Here is a 26,306-nt window from a genome sequence, read left to right as displayed (position 1 = left end):
GACGTCGGCCAAAAAAGCCGCGTCGCGTTGATCTGTCCTCGCTCCGGGTCTCTCCTCCGGCGGGGGATGAGGCCAGGGCCGCCGGGGGGCGGCCCAAAAGCCCCGGAGGAGAATAGGGTGTTCAGATCAGGACTTTCATCATGAGCTTCAAGGTCGCTATCGCCGGCGCCACCGGCAATGTCGGGCGCGAGATGCTAAACATTCTCGAAGAACGCGCCTTTCCCGTCTCCGAAGTGGTTCCGCTCGCCTCGCGGCGCAGCGTTGGAACCGAAGTCTCCTTCGGCAACCGCACGCTGAAGGTGAAGGCGCTCGAAGACTACGATTTCTCCGACACGGACATCTGCCTGATGTCCGCCGGCGGATCGGTGTCGAAGGAATGGTCGCCGAAGATCGGCGCGCAGGGCTGCGTCGTCATCGATAACTCGTCGGCCTGGCGCTACGACGCCGACGTGCCGCTGATCGTTCCCGAAGTGAACGCCGACGCGGTGAAGGGCTTCACGAAGCGCAACATCATCGCCAATCCGAATTGCTCGACGGCGCAGCTCGTCGTTGCGCTGAAGCCGCTGCATGACCGCTTCACCATCAAGCGCGTGGTCGTCTCGACCTATCAATCCGTCTCCGGCGCCGGCAAGGACGGCATGGACGAACTCGATCGCCAGACCAAGGCGCTCTATTCCTTGCAGGACGTGACCACCAAGAAGTTCACCAAGCGCATCGCCTTCAACGCCATCCCGCATATCGATGTCTTCATGGAGGACGGATATACGAAGGAAGAGTGGAAGATGATGGCCGAGACCAAGAAGATTCTCGACCCCAAGATCAAGCTAACCGCAACCTGCGTGCGCATTCCCGTGTTCGTCGGCCATTCCGAGGCCGTCAACATCGAGTGCGAGAAGGAGATCACGGCGGATGAAGCGCGCGACGTGCTGCGCGCGGCGCCGGGCGTTCTCGTCATCGATAAGCGCGAGGATGGCGGCTATATCACGCCGCATGAGGCCGCCGGCGAGGACGCGACCTATGTCAGCCGCATCCGCGAGGACATCACGGTCGAGAACGGCCTGAATTTCTGGTGCGTGTCGGACAATCTGCGCAAGGGCGCGGCGCTGAACGCGGTGCAGATCGCCGAAGTGCTGATGAACCGCAAGCTGATCCAGCCCAAGGCGAAGAAGGCGGCTTAAGTCAGCGACAACAGCGATGGGGGAGGCCGCAGTGCGATATTTCAAGCCGGTTCTGGTTGTGATCTTCGCTCTGCTTCTGGCCCCGGTCGCAGCGCAGACGCCGCCCAGCGCCGAACAGCGCGCGGCCGAACGCCGCGCGGCCTTCGAGGCGGCCGACAAGGTCGCGGTGCGCGGCGCCGCCGTCGTAAAGCTCGGCGAACAGGGCGAAATGGCGCTGCCGGGCGGTTATCTCTATGTGCCGCAGCCGGAAGCCGGACGCGTCACGCGGTCGCTTGGCAACAGCGACTCCCCGAATTTACTTGGCCTCGTCTTTCCCCGTGGCGACGGCAATTGGTTCGCGTCGCTGCGTTTTATCAAGGAAGGCTACATCAAGGACGACGACGCGAAGAACTGGAACGCCGACGAGCTGCTGCAGAACCTGAAGGACGGCACGGAGGCCGGCAATTCCGATCGCGTCTCGCGCGGCTTCGACGCGATGGAAGTGACGCGCTGGCTTGAAGTCCCGCTCTATGACGGCGTGGCGCACCGGCTGGTCTGGTCGGCGCTGGTGAAGACGAAAGGCTCCGCCGACAATGACGGCTCTGCCAACTACAACACCTATGCGTTGGGCCGCGAGGGCTATCTCAGCCTCAATCTTGTCACCGGCGTCGACTCTCTCGAAGGCAACAAGAAGTTCGCGCGAGAACTTCTCGCTGCGCTGAACTACGGGCCGGGCAAGCGCTACGAGGATTTCAACGCCTCGACCGATTCCGTCGCCGCCTATGGGCTGGCGGCGCTCGTCGGCGGCGCCGTCGCCAAGAAAATCGGCGCCTTTGCGTTGATCGCGGCCTTCGCGCTGAAAGCGTGGAAATTGATCATCGTCGCGGCGGCCGGCCTGCTATACGGCGTCGGCCGCCTGTTCGGCCGCAAGCCCCGCGCCGACGCGTGAAGAGGCCGCCATGCTCGAGCTGCGCCCCAACTGCGAATGCTGCGACCGCGACCTCCCGCCCTCGTCACGCGAGGCGATGATCTGCACCTTTGAATGCACCTTCTGCGCGGATTGCGCATCGATGCGGTTCGACGGCCATTGCCCGAACTGCGGCGGCGAACTGGTGCGGCGGCCGATCAGGCCGGCGGAGAAGCTCATGAAATATCCCGCAAGCGAGAAACGGGTGCGAAAACAGCACGCAGCCTGCGTCTGATTTTCCGCGCGACGTTCGCGCCCCGACATCTCTCATTCCCGGATAAACCCCATGCCACGCTATGTCGTGATCTTCGAGGATGATTCCTCGCGAGACTGGATTCGCAAGGAGCACAATCAGGCGCATTTCGATTATCTTGGGGCTCATCGCGACGAGATCCTGATCGCCGGCGGCCTGAGGCCCGACTGGGGCGAATGGTTCGATGGCGGCCTGTGGGTGTGCGAGGCTGAAAGCAAGGCGCGCGTCGCGGAGCTTGCGGAAGCCGATCCCTATTTCACGCTCGGCCTGCGCAAGGCCTATCGCATAAAGGGTTGGGGCAAGGCGCCGATCTACGATCAAATCGCGCTCTAAACCCTAACTGTCAGCGCTGCGACTCCGTCGCCATCCTGACCGCAAGGCCCGCCAGCACCGTGCCCATCAGCCAGCGCTGGATGACGGCCCATGTCGGGCGCGTCGTGAGGAAGAGCGCGATCGATCCCGCGGCCAGCGCGATCAGCGAATTGATTCCGACGCTGATCACAATCTGCGTCGCGCCAAGCGTCACCGATTGCAGGAACACGTCGCCCGCCGCAGGGTCGATGAATTGCGGCAGCAGCGAGAGATAGAGCATCGCGATCTTGGGATTGAGCAGGTTGGTCAGAAATCCCATCGCGAACAGTTTGCGCGGGGGATCGGCGGGAAGATCGCGCACCTGAAAGGGCGAGCGTCCGCCCGGCCGCACCGCCTGCCAGGCGAGCCAGAGCAGATAGGCGGCGCCGGCGAAGCGCAGCGCGTCATAGGCGAAAGGCACGGCGAGCAGCAGCGCCGTGATGCCGAAAGCGGCGCACAGCATGTAGACGATGAAGCCGAGCGCGACGCCGCCGACCGAAATTAGTCCCGCCGCAGGCCCCTGGCAGATCGAACGCGACACGACGTAGATCATGTTCGGCCCGGGCGTCAGCACCATGCCGAGGGAGACGAGCGCGAAGGCGAGATGATGGGCAGCGTCAGGCATGGGGAACTCGGCGAAGCAGGAAGCGCGCAAACATCGCCGGCTCAGCGACGCTTCACAAACGACGAAATCTGATGCCTTCGATCAATTCGGCGCAAACACAGCGAGCGCTTCGCGCATATGCTCCGGCGCCGGAGCCTCGGCGACGATCGCCGGCTTCTTCGGATTGAGCGGCAGTTCGAGCGAGCGCGCATGGAGATGCAGATCCGCGCCGCGCGGCGCTTTGCCATAGATCGCATCACCGACGATCGGCCAGCCCATCGCGGCGCAATGGACGCGAAGCTGATGCGTGCGGCCGGTCAGCGGTTCGAGCTCGAGCCAGTTTCGCCCACCGCCTCTTCCAAGAACGCGCCAACGCGTCTGCGAGGGCAGACCCTTCTCGTCAGGCGTCATCCACCAGCCGCGCTCCGGCGATTTCCGCGCCAGCGGAATGTCGATCATTCCTGCGCTTTCGGCGGGGCCGCCCTCAACGATCGCCCAGTAGAGCTTCTTCGCCTTGCCCGTGCGGAAGAGATCGTTGAGTTCACGCAAGCTCCGCGGATGGCGGCCAAGCGCAAGGCAGCCCGACGTGTCGCGATCGAGCCGATGCGCCAGTTCGGGCCGCCATTTCAGCCCGAATCGCAGCGCATCGAGATGATCGGTCAAAGTCTCGCCGCCTTTCGGGCCCCGGTGAACGGGGAGCCCCGCCGGCTTGTCGAGGATCAGCACCGACGCATCGCGATGGATCAGGCGGGCGATCAACTCTTCCGGCGTCATGCCATCCGGGCTATCGAGGCGGCCGTTCCAGTGCAAGTTTGGACGAGATGAGCGACGAAAAGAAACCGGGGCGGTTCGCGCGCTGGATGGGCTATCTCACGGACGAGGCGCCGCGACATCAGGCGCCCGCGCCGGATGCGCCGCCTCCGCCAGTGCCCTCCGACGCCGGCGCGGAAGCCGCCGGTGAGGCCGCGATCGAGGCGGTGGTGGCGCCTGTCGCTCCGACTGTCCCCGAGCCCGCGCCGCCGGGATGGTGGGGCCGCCTCAAGGCGGGCCTGACCAAATCCTCCTCCAGGATCAGCCAGCGCATCGGCGATCTCTTCACCAAGAAGAAGCTCGACGCCGCGACGCTCGACGAGCTCGAGGACGCGCTGATCGAATCCGATCTCGGCATTGAGACCACCGCCAAGATCACCGACGCGATCCGCTCCGGCCGCTATGGCAAGGACCCAACGCCGGATCAGGTGCGCGAAATCCTGGCCGAGGAAGTCGAGAAGGCGCTGGCGCCGGTGGCGCAACCGCTGGTGATCAACGCAGCGCAAAAGCCGTTCGTGATCCTGATGGTCGGCGTGAATGGCTCAGGCAAGACGACGACGATCGGCAAGCTCGCGAAGACCTTCATGGGCGAGGGCCGCAAGGTGATGCTCGCCGCCGGCGACACGTTCCGCGCTGCGGCCATTGAGCAACTGAAAGTCTGGGGCGAGCGCAACGGCGCGCCCGTGATTTCAGGCGCGCAGGGCGCGGACGCGTCCGGTCTTGTGTTCGACGCGATGGCGGCGGCGAAGGAGCAGAATGTCGATGTGCTTCTGGTCGACACGGCGGGCCGTCTGCAGAACAAGGCCGGGCTCATGGAGGAGCTCGCCAAGATCGTGCGCGTGATGAAAAAGAGCGATGCGACGGCGCCGCATGCGGTGTTGCTCGTGCTCGATGCGACGGTCGGCCAGAACGCGCTCAATCAGGTCGACATCTTCGGCAAGACCGCCGGCGTCACCGGCCTCGTGATGACAAAGCTCGACGGCACGGCGCGCGGCGGCATTCTCGTCGCGATCGCTGCGAAATATAAGACCCCGATTCATTTCATCGGCGTCGGCGAACAGGCCGACGACCTTCAGCCTTTTGCGGCGCGCGATTTCGCCCGCGCCATCGCCGGATTGGATCAATGATGAATGGTGAGAGACAGGCGGAGAATCCGCTGCTGAAGCTGGCGCTGGAGATGGGGCCGCTTCTGCTCTTCTTCGCCGCCAACAGCCGGCCACAATGGTTCGCGCCTTTGCTCTCGCTTGCGTTGCCCGAGAATCTTCTCAACGGGCCGCAGTCCGGCATCTTCGCCGCCACTGCGGTCTTCATGCCCGCGATGCTCGTATCGGTGATCGCTTCGATGATGATCGTCGGCAAGCCGCCGATCATGCCGCTGGTTTCGCTGTTCGTCGTCCTCGTCTTCGGTGGGCTGACGCTCTATTTGCAGGATGACCACTTCATCAAGATGAAACCGACGATCGTCAACGCGCTCTTCGGAATCGTGCTGCTGGGCGGGCTTTTCTTCGGCCGCTCGCTCCTGTCGATTGTGCTGAACAGCGTGTTCCAGTTGAGCGATCTCGGCTGGAAGAAGCTCACCTTTCGCTGGGCCTTGTTTTTCTTCTTCCTCGCCATCGTCAACGAGGTGGTGTGGCGCAATTTCTCGACCGACTTCTGGGTGAACTTCAAGGTGTTCGGCATCATGCCGATCACCATGATCTTCGCGCTGGCGCAGACGCCGCTGATCATGCGCGAGCAGACGGCGACGGAATAGCTTTTAAAATCGCGACGGATATCTGAGCGCGTCATGCTCGCGCTTGTCGCGAGCATCCACGTCTTTGGACGCTGTAAATAAGACGTGGATGGCATCGGAACTCGGGCCTGCCCGAGTTCCGGCCAATTGAACGCCGCAAGTCGGATAAATCCGACTTGCGGTGACAAGCCCGGCCATGACGCGCATTTATCTGTCAGCAAAGCAGACAATGCTCGGTGATCGAACTCACCGATAAATCGGCGAACCCGAGGGCGCGCCCGTGGCGCCGCCATCGATCACCAGCTCGGCGCCGGTCATGTAGACCGAGTCGTCGGAAGCGAGAAACAACGCCGCCTTCGCGAGTTCGTCAGGCTTGCCGAAGCGGCCGAACGGGATGCCGCGCGAAATGCGCTGCTCGATCGCTTCCGCGGCGCCCGGCGCCGGCGCAACCTTCGTCCAGATCGGCGTCTGCGTGCCGCCCGGCGTCAGCACGTTCACCCGGATGTTTCGCGTCGCGAGTTCGGACGCGAGCACGCGACCCATGGCGCGCACGCCGGCCTTGCTCGCGGCGTAGGCGGCCCAGCCGGGCGCGCCCAGCGTGGAATGCACGGAGCTGTTGAGGATCACCGATCCGCCGTCCTTCAGATGCGGCGCGGCCGCCTGCACGGTGAAGAACACGCCGGTGAGGTTGATCGAGATGATGGCGTCGAACGCCTCGCGCGTTGTCTGTCCCAGCGGCGTGGCGCCGCCGATTCCGGCGTTGGCGAAGACGATGTCGAGCTTGCCGAAGCGGGCGACCGCAGGCTCAAGCGCCTTCGCCAGCCCCTCGCCGTCAGCCGCGTCGACGGCGATCGCGAGCGCATTCGCGCCAAGCTCTTTCACCGCCGCATCGAGCGTCTCCCGGTTGCGGCCGGTGATGATGACCTTCGCTCCTTCGGCCACGAAAACCCGCGCCGTCTCCAGCCCGATGCCGCTGTTGCCGCCCGTGATGAGGGCGGTCTTTCCCTGAAGTCGCATTGTGATCTCCGATATGGTTGCAAGTTGAAACCGTATTGCCTCCTACGCCAATAGGTTTTATCTTGCAACCGAAATGTTGGAGACGAATGGATTCAAGAGATGACCAAGCGGACCAGTCACGAGGATGCGGCGTGCCCGATCGCGCGCTCGCTTGATGCGATCGGCGACTGGTGGTCGCTGCTGATCGTGCGCGACGCGCTGCTGGGGGTGAGCCGCTTCGGCGAATTCCAGAGGAATCTTGGGCTGGCCAAGAACATTCTCTCGGCGCGGCTGAAGGCGCTGGTCGCCCATGGCGTGCTGGAGCAGACGCCGACCGCGGGCGGCGGCCATCAGGAATATCGCCTGACGGCGAAGGGCCGGGCGCTATTTCCCGTGCTGGTCGCCCTGCGCGAATGGGGCGAGGACCATTATTTCGCGCCAGACGAGGGCCGCCCTTGCCTGGTCGACCGGGAGCATGGACGGCCGACGAAACGGCTGGAGCTGCGCTCCGAAGACGGCCGGCTGCTCGGCCCGGCGGATACGCTTCTGCTGAACGCGGGAGAAAGCCCCGCGCTTAGCCGAAGCTGAACACGAAGCGCTTGCCGCCGAAATTGCCGCCGCCGGTGCCGCGCAGGCCAGTCGAGACGAAATGGAACGGGCCGACCCTGCCGTCCGAGCAGCGGAATGTGCCCTGCCCCTCGCGCACCCTGACATAGACGAAGTCGCCGGTGCAGATCGCGCCGCGACTCGACGAGACCGTGAGAACGCCGCCGCCATCCGCCTCGCGGAAACTCGCGCCGACGAAACTCTCCTGCCCGCCCTCGACCATCCCCTGCACATTATGGGCGGCGCAAGCGACCACCGACGAAGAGGCCGCGACCACGGCCAGCAATCTCATATGGAACGTCGAACGTCTCCCCGACCGCGTCGCAACCGAGCGGTGAACGACGTTCATACTCATTGTGAACTATGTTCAAATTTAGGCCGAGACGCGCATCATCCGCGACCCGGCAGGCTGAGCCGGGACCGCCCGCCAATGGCCTCTCAGATGGCCGTCAACGGCCGCTGCTACGTTTTCGGGAGCAGGTCGGGCCTTCGCGCCCGCGTCAGCTTCTGCGCCTCCTCGCGCCTCCAGCGCGCGATGCGGGCATGGTCGCCGGAGAGCAGCGCGTCGGGGATTTGTCGCCCCTCCCATTCGCGCGGACGGGTGTAATGGGGATATTCGAGCAGCCCGCCCTCGAAGCTTTCCTCGGCGCCGGATTCGTCCTTCCCCATCACGCCGGTGAGCAGCCTGACGCAGGAATCGAGTAGAACCATCGCCGCGATCTCGCCGCCGGACAGCACATAGTCGCCGATCGAGATCTCCTCGAGCGCGCGCGCCTCGATCACACGCTCGTCGACACCCTCGAAGCGGCCGCAGACGATGATCGCGCCGGGACCCGCCGCGAGTTCGCGGGCGCGGGCCTGCGTCAGGGGTTTTCCACGCGGCGACATGAGAAGACGCGGCCGCGCATCGTCAGACGCGACGCTGGCGTCGAGCGCCGCCGCGAGCACGTCACAGCGCAGCACCATGCCGGGACCGCCGCCCGCCGGCGTGTCGTCCACCGCGCGATGCTTGCCGTGGCCGTGATCCCTGATGTTCTTCGTCTCGAGCGACCAGACGCCGCGCGCAAGCGCGTCGCCTGAAAGCGACGCGCCCAACGGCCCCGGAAACATCTCGGGATAAAGCGTCAGGATGGTCGCGCGGAACGTCACGCGACCTTCTCGGCGAAGAGCGAGCGATCGAGCTGCGTGAAATCGGAAATATCAGCGACGACATTGTCGAACGCCGCGAAATCGGCGGGCGACAGCATCGTGGTCATCGCCACAGCTTTCATGCCGGCGCGTCGCGCCGCCTCGACGCCAAGCGGCGCGTCCTCGAACACCACGCAATCCGCGGGCGCGATCTTCATGCGCTCGGCCGCCGCGAGAAACATGTCGGGATGCGGCTTGCCGCGATAGCCCTGACTTGGCGCGACGATCGTGTCGAAACGGCTTCTCAGCTTCAGCGTATCGAGCACCACATCGATATTCGCCGGCGGCGCGGCCGTCGCCACCGCCTTCGGCAGGTGATGCGCGTCGCAGAAATCGAGGAGATCGACGAAGCCTGCGAGCGCGGTGACGCGCGGCGCATAGAGGCGGCGATAGATCGCCTCCTTCTCGTCGCCGAGCGCAATCAATTCCGCTTCGCTCTTGTCAGGAATAAGCGCGCCGATGATCTCGGGGTTGTGCCGTCCCGCCGTATTCGCGAAGAACGTCGCTTCATCGAAGGGCAATCCCTTCTCGGCGAACCAGGCGCCCCACGCCTCGTTATGCACGCGCATATTGTCCACGATCGTGCCGTCCATGTCGAAGATCAGCGCGCGGAAACTCATTCCTCGTCCCATCCCTCTGGCGGATCGATCGTGATGGAGCCGCCGGCGATGTCGATCACGGGCGCGAAGCGATCGCTGAACGGCAGCAGCGCCGGCTCCTTGCGTCCGTCGATCTGGATCGCGAGCAGATCGCCTGCGCCGTAATTCTCGATGCCGACGATGCGGCCGACATCGCGTCCGTCCGCAAGTCGCACAGCAAGCCCGACGAGATCGGACTGGAGATATTCGCCCTCTTCGAGCGTCTCGGCGCCAAGCGCTCCGCGCGGCGCAAAAATCTTCAAGCGCGTCAGCGCCTCGGCGGCGCTGCGATCATTCACGCCCTCGACGCGCGCGACGATCATGTCGCCCTGATGCGGGCGCGCGGAAATAATCTTGAACGATCGCGCGCCGTCTTCGCTGGTGAGCGGCTGATAGCGCGCGATGGCGAGGGGATCGTCGGTGTAGGATTTGATCCTGACTTCGCCGCGCACGCCTTGCGCGCGGCCGAACTCGCCGAGAAGGATGAGTTTATCCGACGCCATCACCGCTCCAGCGATCGCGCTTCATGCTCGATGTCATTGCCGGGCTTGACCCGGCAATCCAGCAACGGAGACGCCGAAGTTCTGGATCCCCGGGTCAAGCCCGGGGATGACAGTGAAGCGGTGTTACGCAGCCGGCGTTTCGGCCGGAGCCTCGGCCTTCTTCGCCTTGGCGGCGGCGCGCTCTTCGGCCTTCTTGCCGGGCTTCGCCTTCTCCGGATTGTTGCGCGGCTTGCGCTTCAGAATGCCGGCGGCGTCGAGGAAACGCAGCACGCGATCAGTCGGCTGCGCGCCCTTGGCCAGCCATTCCTTCGCCTTCTCCAGATCGAGCACGACGCGCTCCGGCGAATCCTTCGGCTTCATCGGATCGAAACGGCCGATGCGCTCGATGAAACGGCCGTCGCGCGGATAGTGGCTGTCGGCGATGACGATGGAATAGTGCGGACGCTTCTTGGCGCCGCCGCGCGCGAGACGAATTTTCACAGACATGATGATCTCCTTAGCTAGTCAGTGTCAGTGTGAGGGCGATGATTTCAGTTCGGCAGGCGAAGGATGCCGGTAAATGCCGATTTCCTTGCCGAGGAACGGGACGTCGCGCTCGTAGCGGGCGCCGAGCCGCTCCGCGACCTTGCGCGAGGCGTGATTGCGCGGATCGATCAGGCTGATCGCAGTTGTCCAGCCCGCAACATTGTAGGCGTAATCGCGCGCGGCGCGCGCGGCTTCCGTCGCATAGCCCTTGCCCTGCCCCTCGCGAAAAAGCGACCAGCCGATCTCCTGTTCGGGCCAGCCTTCCGGAAAAGTGAGCCCGCACCAGCCGACGATTTTTCCATCGGCTTTCGCCTCCAGCGCCCAGTAGCCAAAACCGCGCAGGATCCACGAGCCGCAGCGCGCCGACATGTTGCGCCACGCTTCGAAGCGCGTCTGCGGACCACCGACGAAATGCGTGAGCTCCGCATCGGCGTAGAACGCCGCGAAGGCGTCGAAATCGCTGGCCTGGAAGGCGCGCATCACGAGGCGCTCTGTTTCAAGCACGGGAATCATGTGGAGACCCCGCGCGCCTGAAAAATCTCGATCGGATTGCCAGAGGGATCTTCGATCAGCACCTGCGTTCCGCCGGGGCCGGAAAAGGGTTCATTGCGAAACGCGACATGCGCTGCTTTCAATTTCGCGACAAGCGCGTCGATGTCGTCGACTTCAACGACGATGCGATTCCACCCGCCCGACTCAGGCTTGCGCCCATCCGGCATCGGCTTCGACGCCGACGCCATCGGGCCGGCAAGCCACAACTTCAGATCGCCGCGCGAGATGATCGCCATGGCGTCGCCGAATTCCTGCATGACGGCGAATCCGAGCGCTTCGACATAGAAGCGCTTCGCCGCTGCGACATCCGCGACGATGTAGCGGACCGTGCTCACTTCTTCTTAGCCCCGAACGGATTTCCGCCGAGGCCCGGCAGTCCGCCGAGACCGGGAAGCTTCGCTCCCCCAAGGCCCGGCAACCCGGGTCCCTTCGGTCCGCCGAACAGGCCCGGCGGCGGCGATGTCGGAATGCCCGAACCGGGCGCGCCCTGGGTCACGCCGAACTGCTTTTGCATCTGCTCGATCTGCTCGGGAGAGGGCATCGGCATGCCGCCACCGATTCCGAACATCTGGCCAAGCTTCGCGGCCATGCCGCCGCGGCCGCCCTTGCCCATGGCCTTCATCATGTCGGCCATGCCGCGATGCATCTTCAAGAGCTTGTTGACGTGCTCGACCGTCGTGCCGGCGCCGGCCGCGATGCGCTTCTTGCGCGAGGCTTTCAGAATATCGGGATTGGCGCGTTCTTGCGGCGTCATGGAGTCGATGACCGCGCGCTGGCGCTTGATCATCTTGTCGTTCATGCCGGCGGCGGCCATCTGGTCCTTGACCTTGCCCATGCCGGGCAGCATGCCCATCACGCCGCCGAGGCCGCCGATCTTTTCCATCTGCGCAAGCTGGTCGCGCAGATCGCCGAGATCGAACGCGCCCTTCTGCATCTTGCGCGCGATCGCCTCGGCCTTCTCCCTGTCGATATTCTCCGCCGCCTTCTCGACGAGCGAGACAATGTCGCCCATGCCGAGAATGCGGTTGGCGATGCGGCCGGGATGAAAATCTTCGAGCGCGTCGACCTTTTCGCCGACGCCCATCAGCTTGATCGGCTTTCCCGTCACCGCGCGCATCGACAGCGCAGCGCCGCCGCGGCCGTCACCATCGACGCGGGTCAGCACGATGCCGGTGACGCCGAGCGCGGAATCGAAGGCGCGCGCCGTGTTGACCGCGTCCTGACCGGTCAACGCGTCGGCGACGAGCAGCACTTCGTGCGGATTGGTCGCGGCCTTCACCTCGGCCGCTTCCGCCATCAGCTCGTCATCGACCGTGGTGCGGCCGGCGGTGTCGAGCATGACGACGTCGTAGCCGCCAAGACGCGCCGCGTTCAGCGCGCGGCCGGCGATCTGGACCGCCGTCTGGCCGGCGATGATCGGCAGCACGTCGACGCCGACCTGTTTGCCGAGAATGGCGAGCTGCTCCATCGCCGCCGGGCGGCGCGTATCGAGCGAGGCGATGAGGACCTTCTTCTTCTGCCGGTCGGTCAGGCGCTTCGCGATCTTGGCCGTCGTCGTCGTCTTGCCCGAGCCCTGCAGGCCGACCATCAGGATGGCGACGGGCGGCACGGCTTCGAGATTGATCGCCTGTCCCTCGCCGCCGAGCGTCGCGATCAACTCGTCCTGGACGATCTTGACGACCTGCTGGCCCGGCGTGACCGAACGGATCACCTCATAGCCGACGGCGCGGTTGCGCACCCGGTCGATGAAGGAGCGGGCGACATCGAGCGCCACGTCGGCCTCGAGGAGCGCCCGGCGAACCTCGCGCATCGCCTCGTTGACATCGGCTTCCGTCAGCGCGCCGCGACCGCGCAGGCGGTCGAAAACGCTGGTCAATTTGCCCGAGAGGCCCTCGAACATCCCGATCTCCTCAGCCTGATCCGTTCACACGGATATAGGCGTCCAAACCAAATTCGCCCGGGGCGCGCACCCGCTTCGCGACAGCGAAAGCGGGCATTCCAAACTCCGTCGCGCCCGGGGGCGCGACGCGCTGCCGGACGTTGACCTCCGGGCTCACAGGCCCGGTCGGCGGCTCTCAGACTGATCTGCGAGCTGAATTACGATCGGTCCCTCGCTCCGGGAGGCCGGAAAGTCAAGGAAAATCAGTCCCGATTGCGCCCGCGCCGCCGCTGCATGATATGATGCCAGGCGCTCACGAAACGGATAACGGCATGAATCGCCGCCGCTTTCTTAAATTTCTAGGCTATCTCGGCCTCGCCGGAACCGGCGGGTTCGGCTGGGGCTTCTGGAAGTCGACCCACAATCCCTATTACGAGGGGCCGGTCTCCGATCATTTCGACGGGCTGCGCTTCTTCAATCCCGGCGGCCGCGAACCCTCCGGTTTCGGCAACCTCCTGCGCTGGCAGTTGAGCGGCGGCCGCGAGCCCTGGCCGGCCTCCTACCCCTCCAATGTCCGCGACACGCCGCCGGCGAAGGTCGAGGGCGACGATCTCCGCGTCAGCTTCATCGGTCACGCCAGCACGCTCATCCAGACGGCCGGCCTCAACATCCTGCTCGATCCGGTCTGGTCGGAGCGCGCGAGCCCCTTCACCTTCGCCGGCCCGAAGCGCGCGAACGGGCCGGGCGTGCTGTTCGACGATCTCCCGAAAATCGATCTCGTTCTTATCACGCACAATCACTACGACCATCTCGACGTCGCGACATTGACGAAGCTGCATGAGCGCGACCAGCCGCGCGTGGTCGCCGCGCTTGGCAATGACAAGGTCATCTGGGAGCGCAATCCCACGATCTGGGCCGAGGCGCATGACTGGGGCGCGCGCGTTCAGATCGCGAAGAATGTCGCGGTGACGCTGGAGCCCTGCCATCACTGGTCGGCGCGCGGCGTGCTCGACCGGCGCATGGCGCTGTGGACCGCCTTCGTGATCGAGACGCCGGGCGGCAAAATCTTCGCCGTCGGCGACTCCGGTTATCACGACGGGATTTATTATCGCGCCGTGAAGGAGAAGCATGGCGGCTTCCGTTTCGCGCTTCTGCCGATCGGCGCCTACGAGCCGCGCTGGATGATGGCGTCGCAACATCAGAATCCCGAGGAGGCCGCGCGCGCCTTTCTCGATTGCGGCGCGGACTACGCGCTCGGCCATCACTGGGGCACGTTCCATCTCACCAATGAGGGAATCGAACGGCCGGTCGAGGGGCTGAAAATCGCGCGCGAGAAGCTTGGAATCAGCGCGGACAAATTCCGCACGCTGCGGCCGGGCGAACACTGGATGGCGCCAAAGGTCGCGACAAACTCGTCCGATCATCCCACGAGTCCGCGAGCCTGACAGGGCGGCATCCATGCGAGGCGGCGATGGCTGCCGCGCCTTTACGAGCCGGCGCGTCGCTCCTAAGCAAATTCGCCGGCGCCTGCCGGAGCGCAGGTGATCAGTGCTGAAGACCCAGGATAAGCCCCTCGCCTTTCCCTTCCCGGAAGCGCCCGCCAGCGGCGGCGTCATCGAGGTTGCGCCGGGCATCCTCTGGGCGCGCATTGCGCTCCCCTTCAGGCTCGATCACGTCAACATCTATCTCATCGACGATGGCGACGGCTGGGCCGTCATCGACACCGGCATCGCGAACCAGCCGACGCGCGACGCTTGGGAAGCGCTGATCTCGGGCCCGCTTGCGGGGCGCAAGCTGACGCGCCTCATCGTCACCCACTATCATCCCGATCATATCGGCCTCGCCGGCTGGCTGTGCGAACGCTTCGACCTGCCGCTGCTGACGAGTCAGACGTCCTATCTCTCCTGCCTCAACATTTCGCTCAGTCCCGGCGCGCTCGACGCGAAAGTCTATCGCGATTTCTATTTGCGGCACGGTCTCGACGCGGAAATGACCGATCGCGTCGCGACGCAGGGACATCACTATCTCAAGATGGTGACCGCGCTGCCGCCGACATTCCTGCGCATGGTCGCCGGCGACGAATTGAAGATCGGCGGGCGCGTCTTTTCCGCGATCAGCGGCGACGGCCATGCGCCCGAGCAGATCATGTTCTATTGCCGCGAGGAAAATCTCTTTCTCGCCGCCGATCAGGTGCTCGAAAAGATCACTCCGAATGTCAGCGTCTGGCCGGTCGAACCTGATGGCGATCCGCTCGGGCTTTTCATTCGTTCATTGAATGCGCTGACGCGCGAACTGCCTGCCGACGCGCTGGTTCTTCCCGGCCATCGCCTGCCATTCCGCGGGCTGCATCAACGCTGCGACGAACTCATCGCCCATCATGAAGAGCGCTGCGCGATGATCGCCGACGCCTGTCGTGATGCGCCGAAAGCCGTTTCCGATTTTCTCCCCGTGATTTTCCCGCGCGTGACCGATCCGCACCAGATGAGCTTCGCCTTCAGCGAAGTCTTCGCGCATGTGAATTACATGCTGCGTCTCGGCCGCCTGACATGGGCGGGAGAAAAGAATGGCGTCGAGCGCGTCGTCGCAAAATAAAGCGGCGGCGAAATTCGCCGCCGCCGCTGTGAGAATTACGCAGCCATCCTGTTGACGGAGCTTTCGGCGATGCCCGTCAACTTCTTGTCGGTCGCCTTCTCCTCATCGAGATTCTGCTTGAAAAGTTTCGCGCAGTCCGGCCGCTTGAGCTGTTCAGCCCAGGCGATCAGCGAACCGTAGCGCGTCATCTCGTAATGCTCGACGGCCTGCGCCGAAGCGATGAGAGCCGCGTCGAGCACATTCTTGTCCTCGATCTCGCCGGCGACATCCGTCGCTTCCTCGATGATGCCGTCGATCGCGGGACAGTCGACGCCCTTCGGCTCCTGGCCGTGCAGCTTGAACACCTGCTCGAGCCGCTTGATGTGCCCTTCCGTCTCGCGCAAATGGCCCTGGAACGCCTGTTTGAGTTGCGGACTCGTCGCCATGTCGATCATCTTCGGCAGCGCCTTGGTGATCTGGTTCTCGGCGTAATAAATGTCCTGCAGCGTGTGCGTGAACAGATTGTCGAATGTCTGGATGTCCTTGGAGAACAGACCCATCTCGCGCTCCTCATGTTGGATGTCGACGCGCCGGCTGCGCCGCGCGTGATGGAGCCCCAACGTTTGAACGATAAAGGTGTTTCACAGCCGCAAAAGAAAGACGCGCGGCTTCGAGCCGCGCGCTGCGAATTCCGCTTGGCGAAGAGGCTAATTATTTCGGTTGCACGTAAATCTGCAGTTCGAAATTCTCATCCGACGGCGCGAGATTTTCGGTCAGATATTCCTCGATGAAGGCGTCCTTCGCCTCGATGCCCTTGGCGTCGAGATAGGCGGTCAGCACTTCGTAGGTCTCATCGATATTGTCATAGGCGCCCTTGTGGCCGAAGCGGATCGCCTTGCCCGCTGGCGTCTGCGACAGCTTCACCTCTGATCCCAGTTGCGTCGCCATGTCGGTCGCGGGATCGATCGGGATCATCGCCTCGAAGTTGAACTTGTCGTCGTCCGACGACAGGAAAACCGTCAGCGGCCGGCCCGCCGTCCTGATCTTCGCCTTGTTGAGTTCGGTGCGGATGATCAGCAGCGCCGCCTGGATCTTGACGAAGCCTCCATCCCAGTTGGCCGCACCCTTGAGCGAAGCGACGGGCTTCGACGTCAACATCACTTCATCGGCGCCGCTGGGATCGGTCGTCCCCGGCGCGAGCGTCGCCGTCGCGTCTGGCGTTCCCGGCGCAGGAGCCGGAGTCGCCTGCTGGACAGGAGGCTGCGCCGGAGCGGGCGCGCCCGGCACGGCAGGCGCTGGAGTCGCCTGTTGAGGCGGCGTTGGCATCGCCGGAACTGGCGTTGCGGGCGCTGGGGCGGCCTGTTGCGGAGCAGGAGCCGCGGGAGCGGCTTGAGCAGGGGCTGGCGCAGATTGAGCCGGCGCTGCCGGCTGGGCGGTCTGCGCTTCGGCCGGCTTCGGCGCTTCGATTGTTCCGGTCGGAGGCGGCAGGGGCTGTGATTCGACCTTCGCTGGCGGCGCGACGCCGCCGGAAGGCGCCGCGGGCTGCTGCGCCGGCGGAGTCTGGGCCGACGCGACGGTCGTCACCACGCTCAATGCGAAAATCGATGCAAGAAGGCGGAAGGTTGGCATGCGCGCGGCTGGTGTTCCTGGATCGCCCGTCTGAATGACCATACGAACATTCAAAGCGCGTGACCACCGCGCGTTCCCGGACTCGCGTCGAAAGCGGCGCTCGCCTATATGCGGGACGCCCTGAAGATGACATTCCGATGAACCCGCTCGCCAATCGCCGCTTCCTCAAGATGAACGGGCTCGGCAACGAGATCACCGTGCTCGATCTGCGCGGCACGCGGATCGTCGTCGGAGCGGACGAGGCCGCCGCCATCGCGCGCGACCCGCGCTCGCACTTCGACCAGCTCATGGTGCTGCATGACGCGCGTTCGCCGCGCAGCGACGCCTTCATGAACATCTACAATACCGACGGCTCGGAAGCTGGCGCGTGCGGCAACGGCACGCGCTGCGTCGCCTGGGCGATGGGCGAGGATCGCGAGATGGGCCGCGCCGGCGCCGGGCGCCTCGTGCTGGAGACCAAGGCGGGACTGCTGCCGACGCTGCGCCGCGAGGATGGGCGCTACACCGTCGACATGGGCGCGCCGCGCTTGCGCTGGGACGAAATCCCGCTGCGCGATCCTTTCCATGACACCACGGGCATCGAGTTGCAGATCGGCCCGATCGACGATCCCATCCTGCACACGCCCTCCGCGGTGAGCATGGGCAATCCGCATGCGATCTTCTGGGTCGATGATGTCGAAGCCTATCAGCTCGACAAGATCGGGCCGCTGCTCGAGAATCATCCGATCTTCCCCGAGCGCGCCAACATCTCGCTCGCTCACGTCGCCTCGCGCGATCACATCATCCTGAAGGTGTGGGAGCGCGGCGCGGGCCTCACGCGCGCCTGCGGCAGCGCCGCCTGCGCGGCTGTCGTAGCGGGAGCGCGCAAGGATCTCACCGATCGCAAGGCGATCGTGACGCTGCCTGGCGGCGATCTCGAAATCGAATGGCGCGAATCCGACGGCCATGTGCTGATGACCGGGCCTGTCGAACTCGAATGGGAAGGGACGCTCGCGCCGTCGCTCTTCGCCGGAGCGGCATAACGCCGTGGGCGTCGATGTCGTCACATTCGGCTGCCGGCTCAACATCCACGAGTCCGAAGCGATCAAACGCGCGGCGGAGGACGCCGGGCGCGACAATCTCATCGTCGTCAACACCTGCGCAGTGACCGCGGAAGCGACGCGGCAGGCGCGGCAATCGATCCGCCGCCTGCGACGCGATCGCCCGGACGCCACCATCGTCGTGACCGGCTGCGCCGCGCAGATCGAGCCTGCGCGTTTCGCCGCCATGCCGGAAGTCGACCGCGTGCTCGGCAATCACGAGAAGATGAACGCCGAGGTCTGGCGCGCAGATCGCGCCGAAACAATGCGCGCGGAAATCACGCCCGCTTTCGGAGTCGACCTCGCGGAGAAGGTTGTGGTCGGCGACATCATGACCGTGCGCGACACCGCGCCCTTCATGCTCGATGGTTTCGATAAGCACACCCGCGCTTTCATCAAGGCGCAGGACGGATGCGACCATCGCTGCACGTTCTGCGTCATTCCATTCGGGCGCGGCAATTCGCGCTCGGCGCCCATGGGCGCGATCGTCGCGCAGGCGCGCCGCCTTGTTGCGTCGGGCGTGAAGGAGATCGTTCTGACCGGCGTCGACCTGACATCGTGGGGGACCGATCTTCCCGGCGGGCCGAAGCTTGGAACGCTCGTCGCGCAGGTGCTGAAGCATGTCCCCGAATTGCCGCGCCTGCGCCTGTCTTCGATCGATGTCGCTGAACTCGATTCCGCGCTGCTCGACGCCTATGCGAACGAGCCGCGGCTGATGCCTTACGCCCATCTCTCGCTGCAGGCGGGCGACGATCTCATCCTGAAGCGCATGAAGCGCCGCCACTCGCGCGCTCAGGCGATCGAGGCTTGTGCGAAGCTGCGCGACCTACGCCCCGACATCGTCTTCGGCGCCGACATCATCACGGGATTTCCGACCGAGACCGAAGAGCATTTCGCGCGTTCGCTCGATCTCGTGGAGGAATGCGGCCTGACCTGGCTGCATATCTTCCCCTATTCGCCGCGCGGGGGCACGCCGGCGGCGCGGATGCCGCAGACGCCGCGCGACATCGCGAAAGAACGGGCGAGGCGCCTGATCGCGCGTGGCGACGCGGCGCGGAAGCGCCATCTCGCGCGCTTTGTCGGCTCGCATCAGCGGGTGCTGACCGAAGCCAACGGCATGGGCCGCACCGAGGATTTCTCACTGGTGAAATTTACGGCGGCGCGGCCGCGCGGCGAAATCGTATATACGCGCATCGAGGCCGAGGACGGCGAAACGCTTCTCGCCGCCTGATCTCAATTACGAGAAATCGATCGGCGCGGCTGGCGAATCGCCAGAGAGAATGCGACGCGCGAGCCCGGGCACGAATTCCGGAATAACCGGCTCGCGCGAGGCGATGAATTCATCAATATTCCACCAGCGCACATCGAGCACGGGATCGATGTCGGTCTCGGCCAGTCGCGACGTATCGATGCGGTCAGAAGGCGCGCGGATGATGAAGTAGCGCTCATGGCAGAGCGATATCCGCATGAAACGATCGCGCAGCGCGCGGCAGGTGGCGACGCAGGGGCCAAGCGTCACGCCGCGAATGCCGACCTCCTCATCGAGTTCGCGCAGCGCCGCCTGCTCCGGCGTCTCGCCGGGATCGATGCCGCCGCCCGGCGTATACCAGAAACCGCGCCGCGCCGGATTGTTCGGATCGAACGCGATCGTCGATTCATATTCGAGCAACAGCAGGCGATCCGCCGGATCGAACACAAGCAGCCGCGAGGTGTAGCGAACCGGATGCGCGTCGCTCACGTCGCGATATCCGCAAGCTTGCCGAGATCGACATTGCCGCCGCAGAGCAGAACGCCGAGTTTCTCGCCCGGCTGCGGCTTGTAGGCGCCTGAGATGAGGGCTGCGAACGCCGTCGCGCCGCCGGGTTCGCTGGCGATGCGGAAATCGCGCCACAGCACGCGCTGCGCCTCGACGATCGCGTCATCGCTCACAAGCGCGACATGATCGACGACCGGCGCGCAGACTTCATAAACCAGCGGACCCACCGTCTTCGCGCCAAGCGAATCGGCGGCGACCGAATTCACCTCGACATCGACATGCTCGCCCGCGGCCAGCGCCGCATGCAGCGCGCGCGATCCCTCCGGCTCGACGCCGACGACCTTCACGCGCTTGCCCCACCAGCTCGCGACGCCGCTGATCAGGCCGCCGCCGCCGACCGCGATCAACACCGTGTCGGGTTTGCCGCCCTGCTCTTCCCATTCGAGCGCGACGGTGCCCTGGCCGGACATGGTCTCGATCGAATCAAAGGCCGACACCTGCATCGCGCCGCTCTCCGCGACATAGGCGAGGCAGGAATCGAGCGCGTCGTAATAACGCGCGCCGCCGATGACGACTTCGGCGCCGAAGCGTTTGATGGCTGCGATCTTCGCCGGGCTCGAAATCTCCGGCACGAAGATGCGCGCCTTCACGCCGAACTGCTGCGCCGCATAGGCGACGGCCGCGCCATGATTCCCGCCCGACGCCGCAGCGACGCCCACATCGGGGATTTTGCGCGACACGAGATTGAAGAAGGCGCCGCGGGGCTTGAATGAGCCGGCATGCTGCAGGAGTTCAAGCTTGAGCGTCACGTCTGCGTCGACGCCATAGGCGCCGCGCGGGAGTTGCAGCAGCGGCGTGCGGCGCAGATGCGATGCGATGCGGGAATAGGCCGCGCGAACGGCCTCGGGCGTGACGGGAGCAGGCATGGGAAATCGCAATGTTGGGATATCAATGCCTACCGCGCCTCGGCGGCTGCGCTCAAGCCCTGATGGCGACAGGGAGCCCATGCGCGTCGCGCTCGGGCGGATCGGGGAAGGACAGCGCCTCGCCTCTGACGATGCGCTCCGCCACGACAGACACGGCCAGCGCATCGATGAGGTCGTCCAACGCCGCGCCTTTGGGGACCGCATGCGAGACGAGAGCCTCACTCAAGCCCTCGCCGCGCAGCAGCGCCCGCCGCTCGGCGATTCCCTCAGGGTTGACGCGCCCCCTGATCTTCTTGGGATGTTGCAGCGGTCGCTTCCCATTCATGCGCCAGAACGCCACTTCGGGATGGGACTCCCAGACCCGTTCGCACAACTCCATTTGCCTGCGCAGCAGAGCGTCGATCTCCAGAATCTTCGCAAAGAGGAAAAAGGCCTGCTTCGACACTTTTCGCGGCGGCTCCGAGTGCTTCAGCGCCGCGGCGCAGGCGGCGCGATAATCGGCGGCTTCCACCGCAGCGCGCGCCGGAACCGAGAACACGCTCGACTGCCGGCCGCCAAGCAGCGGCCGCACCAGCCGCTCCGGCCCTCGTCCGCCAAGACCGGCCCGGGCCGGCAGGCCGATCGGCATGTCGACGGCGATGACTTCGGGCTGTTCCGGCGCCTCGATCACGTCCCTGAATCGCCCGACGACGCGCAGCCGCGCCTCGCCGCTGCCGAGATCGCGGAACGCAGCGATCCAGCCGGCGGGGCATCCATCGACGCCGGCGATCCATCGGGTCATGAGTTCTCCCCAGCCTGACGCACGAGACCATAGCGCGGCCGCGTCGGCTGCGTATGGTGCGGGCCAACATCCGCCAGGAGCGCCGCCATGACCATCCGCCCGCGCCGCAGCGTCCTCTACATGCCCGGCTCGAATGCAAGGGCGCTGGAAAAGGCGAAGACGCTCGAAGCCGACGCGCTGATTCTCGATCTCGAAGACGCAGTGGCGCCTGAGGCGAAGGACGCAGCGCGCAAACAGGTCTGCGCCGCCGTGCTCGCCGGCGGATACGGCAAGCGCGAGGTCGTGATCCGCATCAATGCGCTGACGACGCCGTGGGGCGAGGACGATCTCGCCGCGGCGGCCGATGCGCGGCCGGACGCCATTCTCATTCCAAAAGTCTCCACGCCCGAAACGCTCGCCATGGCGGGGCGGCGGCTCGCGGCGCAGAAGGCGGATCAGTCGGTGCGCGTCTGGGCGATGATCGAGACGCCAGCGGCGATCCTCAACATCCGCGACATCGCTGACGCCGCCGATGATTCCATCACGCGGCTTGCCTGCTTCGTTATGGGCACGAATGATCTCGCCAAGGAGACACGGGCGCGCTTTCTGCCGGGCCGCGCCTCCTTCATGCCGTGGCTGATGCAGGCGGTCGCCGCCGCGCGCGCCAACGATCTCGATATTCTCGACGGCGTCTTCAACGATCTCTCAAATGATGTCGGCTTCCGCGCCGAATGCGAGCAAGGCCGCGACTGCGGCTTCGACGGCAAGACGCTGATCCATCCCGGTCAGATCGCGGGCGCCAATGAAATCTTTGCGCCGACGGATGATGAGGTCGCGCAGGCGAAGAAGATCATTGCAGCGTTTGCGCTGCCGGAGAATGCCGGCAAGGGCGCGATCAATCTCGACGGCCGCATGGTGGAATTGCTGCATGCGGAGATCGCGAAGCGCACGGTGGCGCTGAGCGAGGCGATTGCGGAGCGCGCGTCGAGCTAGTTCCAGCTCGTCATCCCGTGCGCGCTGCAACGCGTGAGCGTTGCGGCGCAGACACGGGACCTTTCGTGAGATGAGCCTCCATCGGCTCAAGGTCCCGGATCTGCATCGCATCACTGGCGTGCTGCGATGCGTCCGGGATGACGCGTGAGAAAGCGCTCCCTCACACCGGCAACGTATAAGCCGTCTTCACCACCGTATAGAATTCACGCGCATAGGCGCCCTGCTCGCGCGGGCCGTAGCTCGAACCTTTCCGGCCGCCGAACGGAACGTGATAATCGACGCCCGCCGTCGGCAGGTTGACCATCACCATGCCCGCCTCGCTGTTGCGGCGGAAATGCGAAGCGTGTTTCAGGCTCGACGTGCAGATGCCCGAGGACAGTCCGAACTCGGTGTCGTTGGCGAGGCTCAACGCCTCGTCGTAACTCTTCACGCGCACCACATTCGCCACCGGGCCGAACACCTCTTCGCGCGAGATGCGCATCTGGTTGGTGGTTTCCGTGAACAAAGCCGGCTGGAGATAGAAGCCGGGCGTCTCGCGATTGAGCAATTCGCCGCCCCAGGCGAGCTTCGCGCCTTCGTCTTTCGCGATCGAGATATATTTGAGGTCCTGATCGAGCTGGCTCTGATCGACCACCGGGCCGATATGCACGCCCGACTTCAGCGCGTCGTCGACGACGAGGCCCTTCAGCCGCTCGACGACCGCGTCGACGAACTTGTCATGCACGCCATCCTGCACGATGAGGCGCGACGACGCGGTGCAGCGCTGACCCGTCGAGAAGAACGCGCCATTCACCGCGCATTCCACCGCCGTCTTGAGATCGGCGTCGTCGAGCACGACGAGCGGATTTTTGCCGCCCATTTCGAGCTGCACCTTCTTCATCGGCGTTCCCGACACCGCGGCGAGCGCCACCTTGCGGCCGGTCGAGACCGAGCCGGTGAAGCTGATCGCAGTCACGTCGGGGTGATCGAGGATGATCTGGCCGACTTCCGAGCCGCGTCCCATCACGAGATTGAACACGCCCTTCGGAATACCGGCGCGATGCAGGATGTCGGCGATCGCCCAGGCGCAGCCCGGCACGAGATCGGCCGGCTTGATGACGACGGTGTTGCCGTAGGCCAGCGCCGGCGCAATCTTCCAGGCCGGGATCGCGATCGGGAAATTCCAAGGCGTGATCATGCCGACGACGCCGACCGGCTCGCGCGTCATGTCGACATCGACGCCCGGACGCACGGAAGCGAGCTTCTCGCCGGAGAGGCGCAGCGCTTCGCCGGCGAAGAACGCGAAGATCTGGCCGGCGCGCGTCGCTTCGCCGATGCCTTCAGGCAGCGTCTTGCCCTCCTCGCGCGACAGCAGGCGGCCAAGCTCCTCCTTGCGCGCGAGAATCTCGTCGGACGCCTTCTTCAGGATTTCGTAGCGCTCCTGCGGCGTCGAACGCGACCAGGCGGGAAAGGCCGCTTTCGCCGCCGCGATCGCCTGCTCGGCCTGGCCGCGCGAGGCGTGCGCATATTCGCCGATCACGTCCTTGGTGTTGGAAGGGTTGATGTTGGGCCGCGCCGCATGGCCTTCGACCCATTCGCCGCCGATCAGATTTTTATAGAGATCGCTCATGGAGACTCCCTGCCAACTCGTGTGACCTTGAAGAATTGGACGGCCTTATACGCCATTTCCCGCGCCTGTCGCCTGAACCCGAAGCAACCGGCCGGCCGCTCAGGGGATGGGTGCGCCCAACAAGGCGCCGCTCCGCCAGAGGCCCGTCTTGTCCGGCTCGCTGTTTCCAGCCAGATTTCGCCAATATCTGATGAAATTGCATGGCTGAACCTTTTTCAACCGCGACCGCCCTCAAGATCGCCGGGATTACCGGGACAGCTCTCAAGATCGCCGGCAAGGGGCTTGAGAAAATCGGGCTCGACGACGCTTCCGATCTTCTCAAGAAGATTGGCGGTTTCGACGCCGGAACCGGCGATCCCGTTCTCGATTCCTTCATCGCCAGGGCGCGAGAGCGGGCCGAAGAAGTCTTGGCGCGCCAACCCTCCTCGCCGCGCGACCGCAATCCCGAAGCCGTCGAGGCCGACAAGACGCAGGCGTTGCTGGCCTTCGACGAAGCGCTGCCCAAGGTCCTTATCGCGCCCGGCGATTTCCCCAAAGCCGGCCTTGACCATGAGCGGGCGGCGGACCTCGTGCTCGGCAAACTCTGCGACATCGACCCCGTATTCCGGGAAGATTCATTCAATCCCCAGGCGCACGCCATCGCGCGCACAATCCTGGTCGACGCCTTCAGCTTCGCCTTCAACAATCGCGCCTTCATGGAGACGCTCGATCCCTGCATCCAGCGCGTGGTCTTCCAGCAGCTGGAGCGGATCGAGGACAAAATCAATACAGGCAAGCTCGACGACGAACGCCGGCATCAGGAGATTCTCGCCGCCATCGCGCGCGACAAGGGCGTCGACGTCAGGGTTTTGGAGCCGCTGTTCAAAGCAGCGGAGCTTGATCCGCTCGTGCCCCACGATCAGGTGGAAGCGCATGTGCGAGCCGCCATCGATATTCTGGTCGAGCGCGGCAAGACGCGGCTCGCGCCCGACAATCTCGGCGCCGAAATCGAAACCGCCATTCGCGAGGCGCGGGAAAAACTGGTCGAGGCCGACGCCGCCGGCGCGATCCGCGTTCTCGACAAGCAGCTTGAGGCGGAAGCCGAAAGCCGCAACCATCGCGCCCGCGGCGAAGCGCGACTCTGGATCGAGAAAGCGGATATTTTTGCGGGAACCTTCAATAGACAGGAAGCGATCCGGGCGCTGAAGCAGGCGCGTAAGCTCGACGCCAGCAACTTTTACGCCGCCGCGCGTGAAGGCGATCTCGAACGGGAGCTTGGGCGAACCCCGCTGGCCCTTGCTGCGTTCCGGCGTGCAGGAAAAATCGCTAGCAGCAATGCTGATGAACGCCACCTTTCCGTCAGCCACAACAAAATTGGCGACATCCTCAGCACACAGGGCGATCTCGACGCCGCCCTCGCCGAATTTCACAAGGGCCTTGTCATCGCCGAACAGCTCACACAGCGCGATCCCGCCAACACTCCATGGCGGCGCGATCTCTCCGTCAGCCACAGCAAGATCGGAGACATCCTCAGCGCGCAAGGCGATCTCGACGCCGCCCTGGCCGAGTTCCGCAAGTCTCTCGCCATCACAGAACAGCTCGCACAACACGATCCCGCCAACACGCAGTGGCGGCGCGATCTCTCCGTCTGCCATGAAAGGATCGGAGACATCCTGAGCGCGCAGGGCGATCTCGACGCCGCCCTCGCCGAATTCCGCAAAGCTCTCGCCATCAGGGAACAGCTCGCACAGCGCGATCCCGCCAACACTCCATGGCGGCGCGATCTCTCCGTCAGCCACAACAAGATCGGAGACATCCTGAGCGCGCAGGGCGATCTCGACGCCGCCCTCGCCGAACTCCGCAAGGCTCTCTTCATCAGGAAGCAGCTCGCACAGCGCGATCCCGCCAATACGCTGTGGCGGCGCGATCTTTCCGTCAGCCACAACCTGATCGGAGATATCCTGAGTATGCAGGGCGATCTCGACGCCGCCCTCGCCGAATTTCACAAGGGCCTCGCCATCGCCGAACAGCTCACACAGCGCGATCCCGCCAACACAGAGTGGCGGCGCGATCTGATCGTGTCCTATGTCAAGCTGTCGGAGACGGACCTATCCAACGCCGCCGCCTGGCTCGATAAAGCGCTCGCCGTCGCGCGCGACGTGCAGAAGCGCGGCGTGCTTGCGCCGCAGGATGCGTGGATGCCCGCGGAACTGGAAAAGCGCCGCCGCGCTCTCGACTGAAGA

General features: G+C 64.8%; 30 protein-coding genes. 13 read left to right on the top strand and 17 right to left on the bottom strand.

Annotated features, from left to right (window positions below):
- Positions 1-140 precede the first annotated feature (140 nt).
- The 4 genes from L8F45_RS23160 to L8F45_RS23145 are packed head-to-tail and all read left to right on the top strand — an operon-like array spanning position 141 to position 2,710.
- A complete protein-coding gene (locus L8F45_RS23160; protein ID WP_342360192.1) occupies positions 141-1,178 on the top strand; it encodes an aspartate-semialdehyde dehydrogenase in 1,038 nt (345 codons plus the stop codon).
- Positions 1,179-1,209: 31 nt separating this feature from the next.
- Entirely contained in the window at positions 1,210-2,106 is an 897-nt protein-coding gene (locus L8F45_RS23155) for a DUF2167 domain-containing protein (RefSeq protein WP_342360191.1), read from the top strand.
- 10 nt (positions 2,107-2,116) lie between these two features.
- Positions 2,117-2,359 carry a DUF1272 domain-containing protein gene (locus L8F45_RS23150; RefSeq protein ID WP_342360190.1) on the top strand — a complete coding sequence of 81 codons (243 nt, stop codon included), beginning with the start codon at positions 2,117-2,119 and terminating at the stop codon, positions 2,357-2,359.
- A gap of 51 nt (positions 2,360-2,410) precedes the next feature.
- Complete coding sequence (locus tag L8F45_RS23145) at positions 2,411-2,710, top strand: YciI family protein (protein WP_342360189.1); 300 nt, start codon at positions 2,411-2,413, stop codon at positions 2,708-2,710.
- A 10-nt stretch (positions 2,711-2,720) separates the two neighbouring features.
- Here L8F45_RS23145 and L8F45_RS23140 read toward each other — a convergent pair whose 3' ends face one another.
- Together L8F45_RS23140 and L8F45_RS23135 are read right to left on the bottom strand one after the other, a co-directional pair.
- Positions 2,721-3,353, bottom strand: a complete 633-nt coding sequence (locus tag L8F45_RS23140) for a LysE family translocator (protein ID WP_342360188.1) — start codon at positions 3,351-3,353, stop codon at positions 2,721-2,723.
- An 81-nt stretch (positions 3,354-3,434) separates the two neighbouring features.
- Positions 3,435-4,106, bottom strand: a complete 672-nt coding sequence (locus tag L8F45_RS23135; RefSeq protein ID WP_342360187.1) for an RluA family pseudouridine synthase — start codon at positions 4,104-4,106, stop codon at positions 3,435-3,437.
- A gap of 86 nt (positions 4,107-4,192) precedes the next feature.
- On the opposite strand from L8F45_RS23135, the gene ftsY reads away from it, so the two are divergent.
- Both ftsY and L8F45_RS23125 read left to right on the top strand, forming a co-directional pair.
- Positions 4,193-5,269 carry a signal recognition particle-docking protein FtsY gene (ftsY, locus tag L8F45_RS23130; protein ID WP_425330041.1) on the top strand — a complete coding sequence of 359 codons (1,077 nt, stop codon included), beginning with the start codon at positions 4,193-4,195 and terminating at the stop codon, positions 5,267-5,269.
- On the top strand, positions 5,266-5,895 hold the full coding sequence (locus L8F45_RS23125; protein ID WP_342360185.1) for a septation protein A: 630 nt from the start codon (positions 5,266-5,268) through the stop codon (positions 5,893-5,895). Before ftsY ends, L8F45_RS23125 begins: the two co-directional genes overlap by 4 nt.
- A 225-nt stretch (positions 5,896-6,120) precedes the next feature.
- Here the strand turns inward: L8F45_RS23125 and L8F45_RS23120 are convergent, their stop codons facing one another.
- Positions 6,121-6,891 carry an SDR family NAD(P)-dependent oxidoreductase gene (locus L8F45_RS23120; protein ID WP_342360184.1) on the bottom strand — a complete coding sequence of 257 codons (771 nt, stop codon included), beginning with the start codon at positions 6,889-6,891 and terminating at the stop codon, positions 6,121-6,123.
- A gap of 99 nt (positions 6,892-6,990) precedes the next feature.
- On the opposite strand from L8F45_RS23120, the gene L8F45_RS23115 reads away from it, so the two are divergent.
- The gene (locus L8F45_RS23115; protein ID WP_342360183.1) at positions 6,991-7,458 is read left to right on the top strand and encodes a winged helix-turn-helix transcriptional regulator; all 468 of its coding nucleotides are present in this window, start codon (positions 6,991-6,993) and stop codon (positions 7,456-7,458) included.
- Here the strand turns inward: L8F45_RS23115 and L8F45_RS23110 are convergent.
- From L8F45_RS23110 to ffh, 8 genes are all read right to left on the bottom strand, one after another.
- Positions 7,445-7,768, bottom strand: coding sequence for a hypothetical protein (locus tag L8F45_RS23110; protein WP_342360182.1), 324 nt, complete (start codon positions 7,766-7,768; stop codon positions 7,445-7,447). The two genes, L8F45_RS23115 and L8F45_RS23110, sit on opposite strands and share 14 nt — an antisense overlap.
- 170 nt (positions 7,769-7,938) lie before the next feature.
- On the bottom strand, positions 7,939-8,586 hold the full coding sequence (gene trmD / locus L8F45_RS23105) for a tRNA (guanosine(37)-N1)-methyltransferase TrmD (protein WP_342363550.1): 648 nt from the start codon (positions 8,584-8,586) through the stop codon (positions 7,939-7,941).
- Positions 8,587-8,621: 35 nt separating this feature from the next.
- The gene (locus tag L8F45_RS23100) at positions 8,622-9,284 is read right to left on the bottom strand and encodes an HAD family hydrolase (RefSeq protein WP_342360181.1); all 663 of its coding nucleotides are present in this window, start codon (positions 9,282-9,284) and stop codon (positions 8,622-8,624) included.
- Positions 9,281-9,805, bottom strand: a complete 525-nt coding sequence (gene rimM, locus L8F45_RS23095; RefSeq protein ID WP_342360180.1) for a ribosome maturation factor RimM — start codon at positions 9,803-9,805, stop codon at positions 9,281-9,283. The genes L8F45_RS23100 and rimM overlap by 4 nt, the downstream gene beginning before the upstream one ends.
- 123 nt (positions 9,806-9,928) lie before the next feature.
- Positions 9,929-10,291: a 30S ribosomal protein S16 gene (rpsP, locus tag L8F45_RS23090; RefSeq protein ID WP_342360179.1), complete on the bottom strand. Its 363-nt coding sequence runs from the start codon at positions 10,289-10,291 to the stop codon at positions 9,929-9,931.
- A gap of 24 nt (positions 10,292-10,315) precedes the next feature.
- Positions 10,316-10,843 (bottom strand): GNAT family N-acetyltransferase, encoded by a 528-nt coding sequence (locus L8F45_RS23085; RefSeq protein ID WP_342360178.1) that lies wholly within the window; start codon positions 10,841-10,843, stop codon positions 10,316-10,318.
- Positions 10,840-11,217 (bottom strand): VOC family protein, encoded by a 378-nt coding sequence (locus tag L8F45_RS23080; RefSeq protein WP_342360177.1) that lies wholly within the window; start codon positions 11,215-11,217, stop codon positions 10,840-10,842. The genes L8F45_RS23085 and L8F45_RS23080 overlap by 4 nt, the downstream gene beginning before the upstream one ends.
- Positions 11,214-12,782, bottom strand: a complete 1,569-nt coding sequence (gene ffh / locus L8F45_RS23075) for a signal recognition particle protein (RefSeq protein WP_342360176.1) — start codon at positions 12,780-12,782, stop codon at positions 11,214-11,216. The genes L8F45_RS23080 and ffh overlap by 4 nt, the downstream gene beginning before the upstream one ends.
- Positions 12,783-13,093: 311 nt before the next feature.
- Between ffh and L8F45_RS23070 the strand changes: the two genes are divergently transcribed.
- Positions 13,094-14,206 (top strand): MBL fold metallo-hydrolase, encoded by a 1,113-nt coding sequence (locus tag L8F45_RS23070; protein WP_342360175.1) that lies wholly within the window; start codon positions 13,094-13,096, stop codon positions 14,204-14,206.
- A 103-nt stretch (positions 14,207-14,309) separates the two neighbouring features.
- Positions 14,310-15,353 carry an MBL fold metallo-hydrolase gene (locus tag L8F45_RS23065; protein ID WP_342360174.1) on the top strand — a complete coding sequence of 348 codons (1,044 nt, stop codon included), beginning with the start codon at positions 14,310-14,312 and terminating at the stop codon, positions 15,351-15,353.
- Between the two features lie 35 nt (positions 15,354-15,388).
- Here the strand turns inward: L8F45_RS23065 and L8F45_RS23060 are convergent, their stop codons facing one another.
- Together L8F45_RS23060 and L8F45_RS23055 are read right to left on the bottom strand one after the other, a co-directional pair.
- Positions 15,389-15,892 carry a YciE/YciF ferroxidase family protein gene (locus tag L8F45_RS23060; RefSeq protein ID WP_342360173.1) on the bottom strand — a complete coding sequence of 168 codons (504 nt, stop codon included), beginning with the start codon at positions 15,890-15,892 and terminating at the stop codon, positions 15,389-15,391.
- A 151-nt stretch (positions 15,893-16,043) separates the two neighbouring features.
- Entirely contained in the window at positions 16,044-16,619 is a 576-nt protein-coding gene (locus L8F45_RS23055) for a GyrI-like domain-containing protein (protein WP_342360172.1), read from the bottom strand.
- Positions 16,620-17,098: 479 nt separating this feature from the next.
- On the opposite strand from L8F45_RS23055, the gene dapF reads away from it, so the two are divergent.
- Together dapF and mtaB are read left to right on the top strand one after the other, a co-directional pair.
- Positions 17,099-17,983, top strand: a complete 885-nt coding sequence (dapF, locus tag L8F45_RS23050) for a diaminopimelate epimerase (protein ID WP_342360171.1) — start codon at positions 17,099-17,101, stop codon at positions 17,981-17,983.
- A 4-nt stretch (positions 17,984-17,987) separates the two neighbouring features.
- Positions 17,988-19,271, top strand: a complete 1,284-nt coding sequence (gene mtaB / locus L8F45_RS23045) for a tRNA (N(6)-L-threonylcarbamoyladenosine(37)-C(2))-methylthiotransferase MtaB (protein ID WP_342360170.1) — start codon at positions 17,988-17,990, stop codon at positions 19,269-19,271.
- 6 nt (positions 19,272-19,277) lie between these two features.
- On the opposite strand, the gene L8F45_RS23040 is transcribed toward mtaB, so the two are convergent.
- The 3 genes from L8F45_RS23040 to L8F45_RS23030 are packed head-to-tail and all read right to left on the bottom strand — an operon-like array spanning position 19,278 to position 21,503.
- Entirely contained in the window at positions 19,278-19,778 is a 501-nt protein-coding gene (locus L8F45_RS23040; RefSeq protein WP_342360169.1) for an NUDIX hydrolase, read from the bottom strand.
- Positions 19,775-20,722, bottom strand: coding sequence for a threonine/serine dehydratase (locus tag L8F45_RS23035; RefSeq protein ID WP_342360168.1), 948 nt, complete (start codon positions 20,720-20,722; stop codon positions 19,775-19,777). Before L8F45_RS23035 ends, L8F45_RS23040 begins: the two co-directional genes overlap by 4 nt.
- Positions 20,723-20,774: 52 nt before the next feature.
- Entirely contained in the window at positions 20,775-21,503 is a 729-nt protein-coding gene (locus tag L8F45_RS23030; protein WP_342360167.1) for a DUF429 domain-containing protein, read from the bottom strand.
- 87 nt (positions 21,504-21,590) lie between these two features.
- On the opposite strand from L8F45_RS23030, the gene L8F45_RS23025 reads away from it, so the two are divergent.
- Positions 21,591-22,475, top strand: coding sequence for an HpcH/HpaI aldolase/citrate lyase family protein (locus L8F45_RS23025; RefSeq protein ID WP_342360166.1), 885 nt, complete (start codon positions 21,591-21,593; stop codon positions 22,473-22,475).
- 160 nt (positions 22,476-22,635) lie between these two features.
- Here L8F45_RS23025 and L8F45_RS23020 read toward each other — a convergent pair whose 3' ends face one another.
- Entirely contained in the window at positions 22,636-24,084 is a 1,449-nt protein-coding gene (locus tag L8F45_RS23020) for an aldehyde dehydrogenase family protein (protein ID WP_342360165.1), read from the bottom strand.
- 200 nt (positions 24,085-24,284) lie between these two features.
- Here L8F45_RS23020 and L8F45_RS23015 point away from each other — a divergent pair, with 200 nt between their 5' ends.
- Positions 24,285-26,303, top strand: a complete 2,019-nt coding sequence (locus L8F45_RS23015) for a tetratricopeptide repeat protein (RefSeq protein ID WP_342360164.1) — start codon at positions 24,285-24,287, stop codon at positions 26,301-26,303.
- The last annotated feature ends 3 nt before the right edge of the window (positions 26,304-26,306 follow it).

Origin of the sequence: Terrirubrum flagellatum, from assembly GCF_022059845.1 — a bacterium.
In the GTDB taxonomy this organism is placed as follows: Bacteria; Pseudomonadota; Alphaproteobacteria; order Rhizobiales; family Beijerinckiaceae; genus Terrirubrum; species Terrirubrum flagellatum.
The sequence above is the reverse complement of the archived record's forward strand: the minus strand, read 5'-3'. Positions and strand labels throughout refer to the sequence as shown.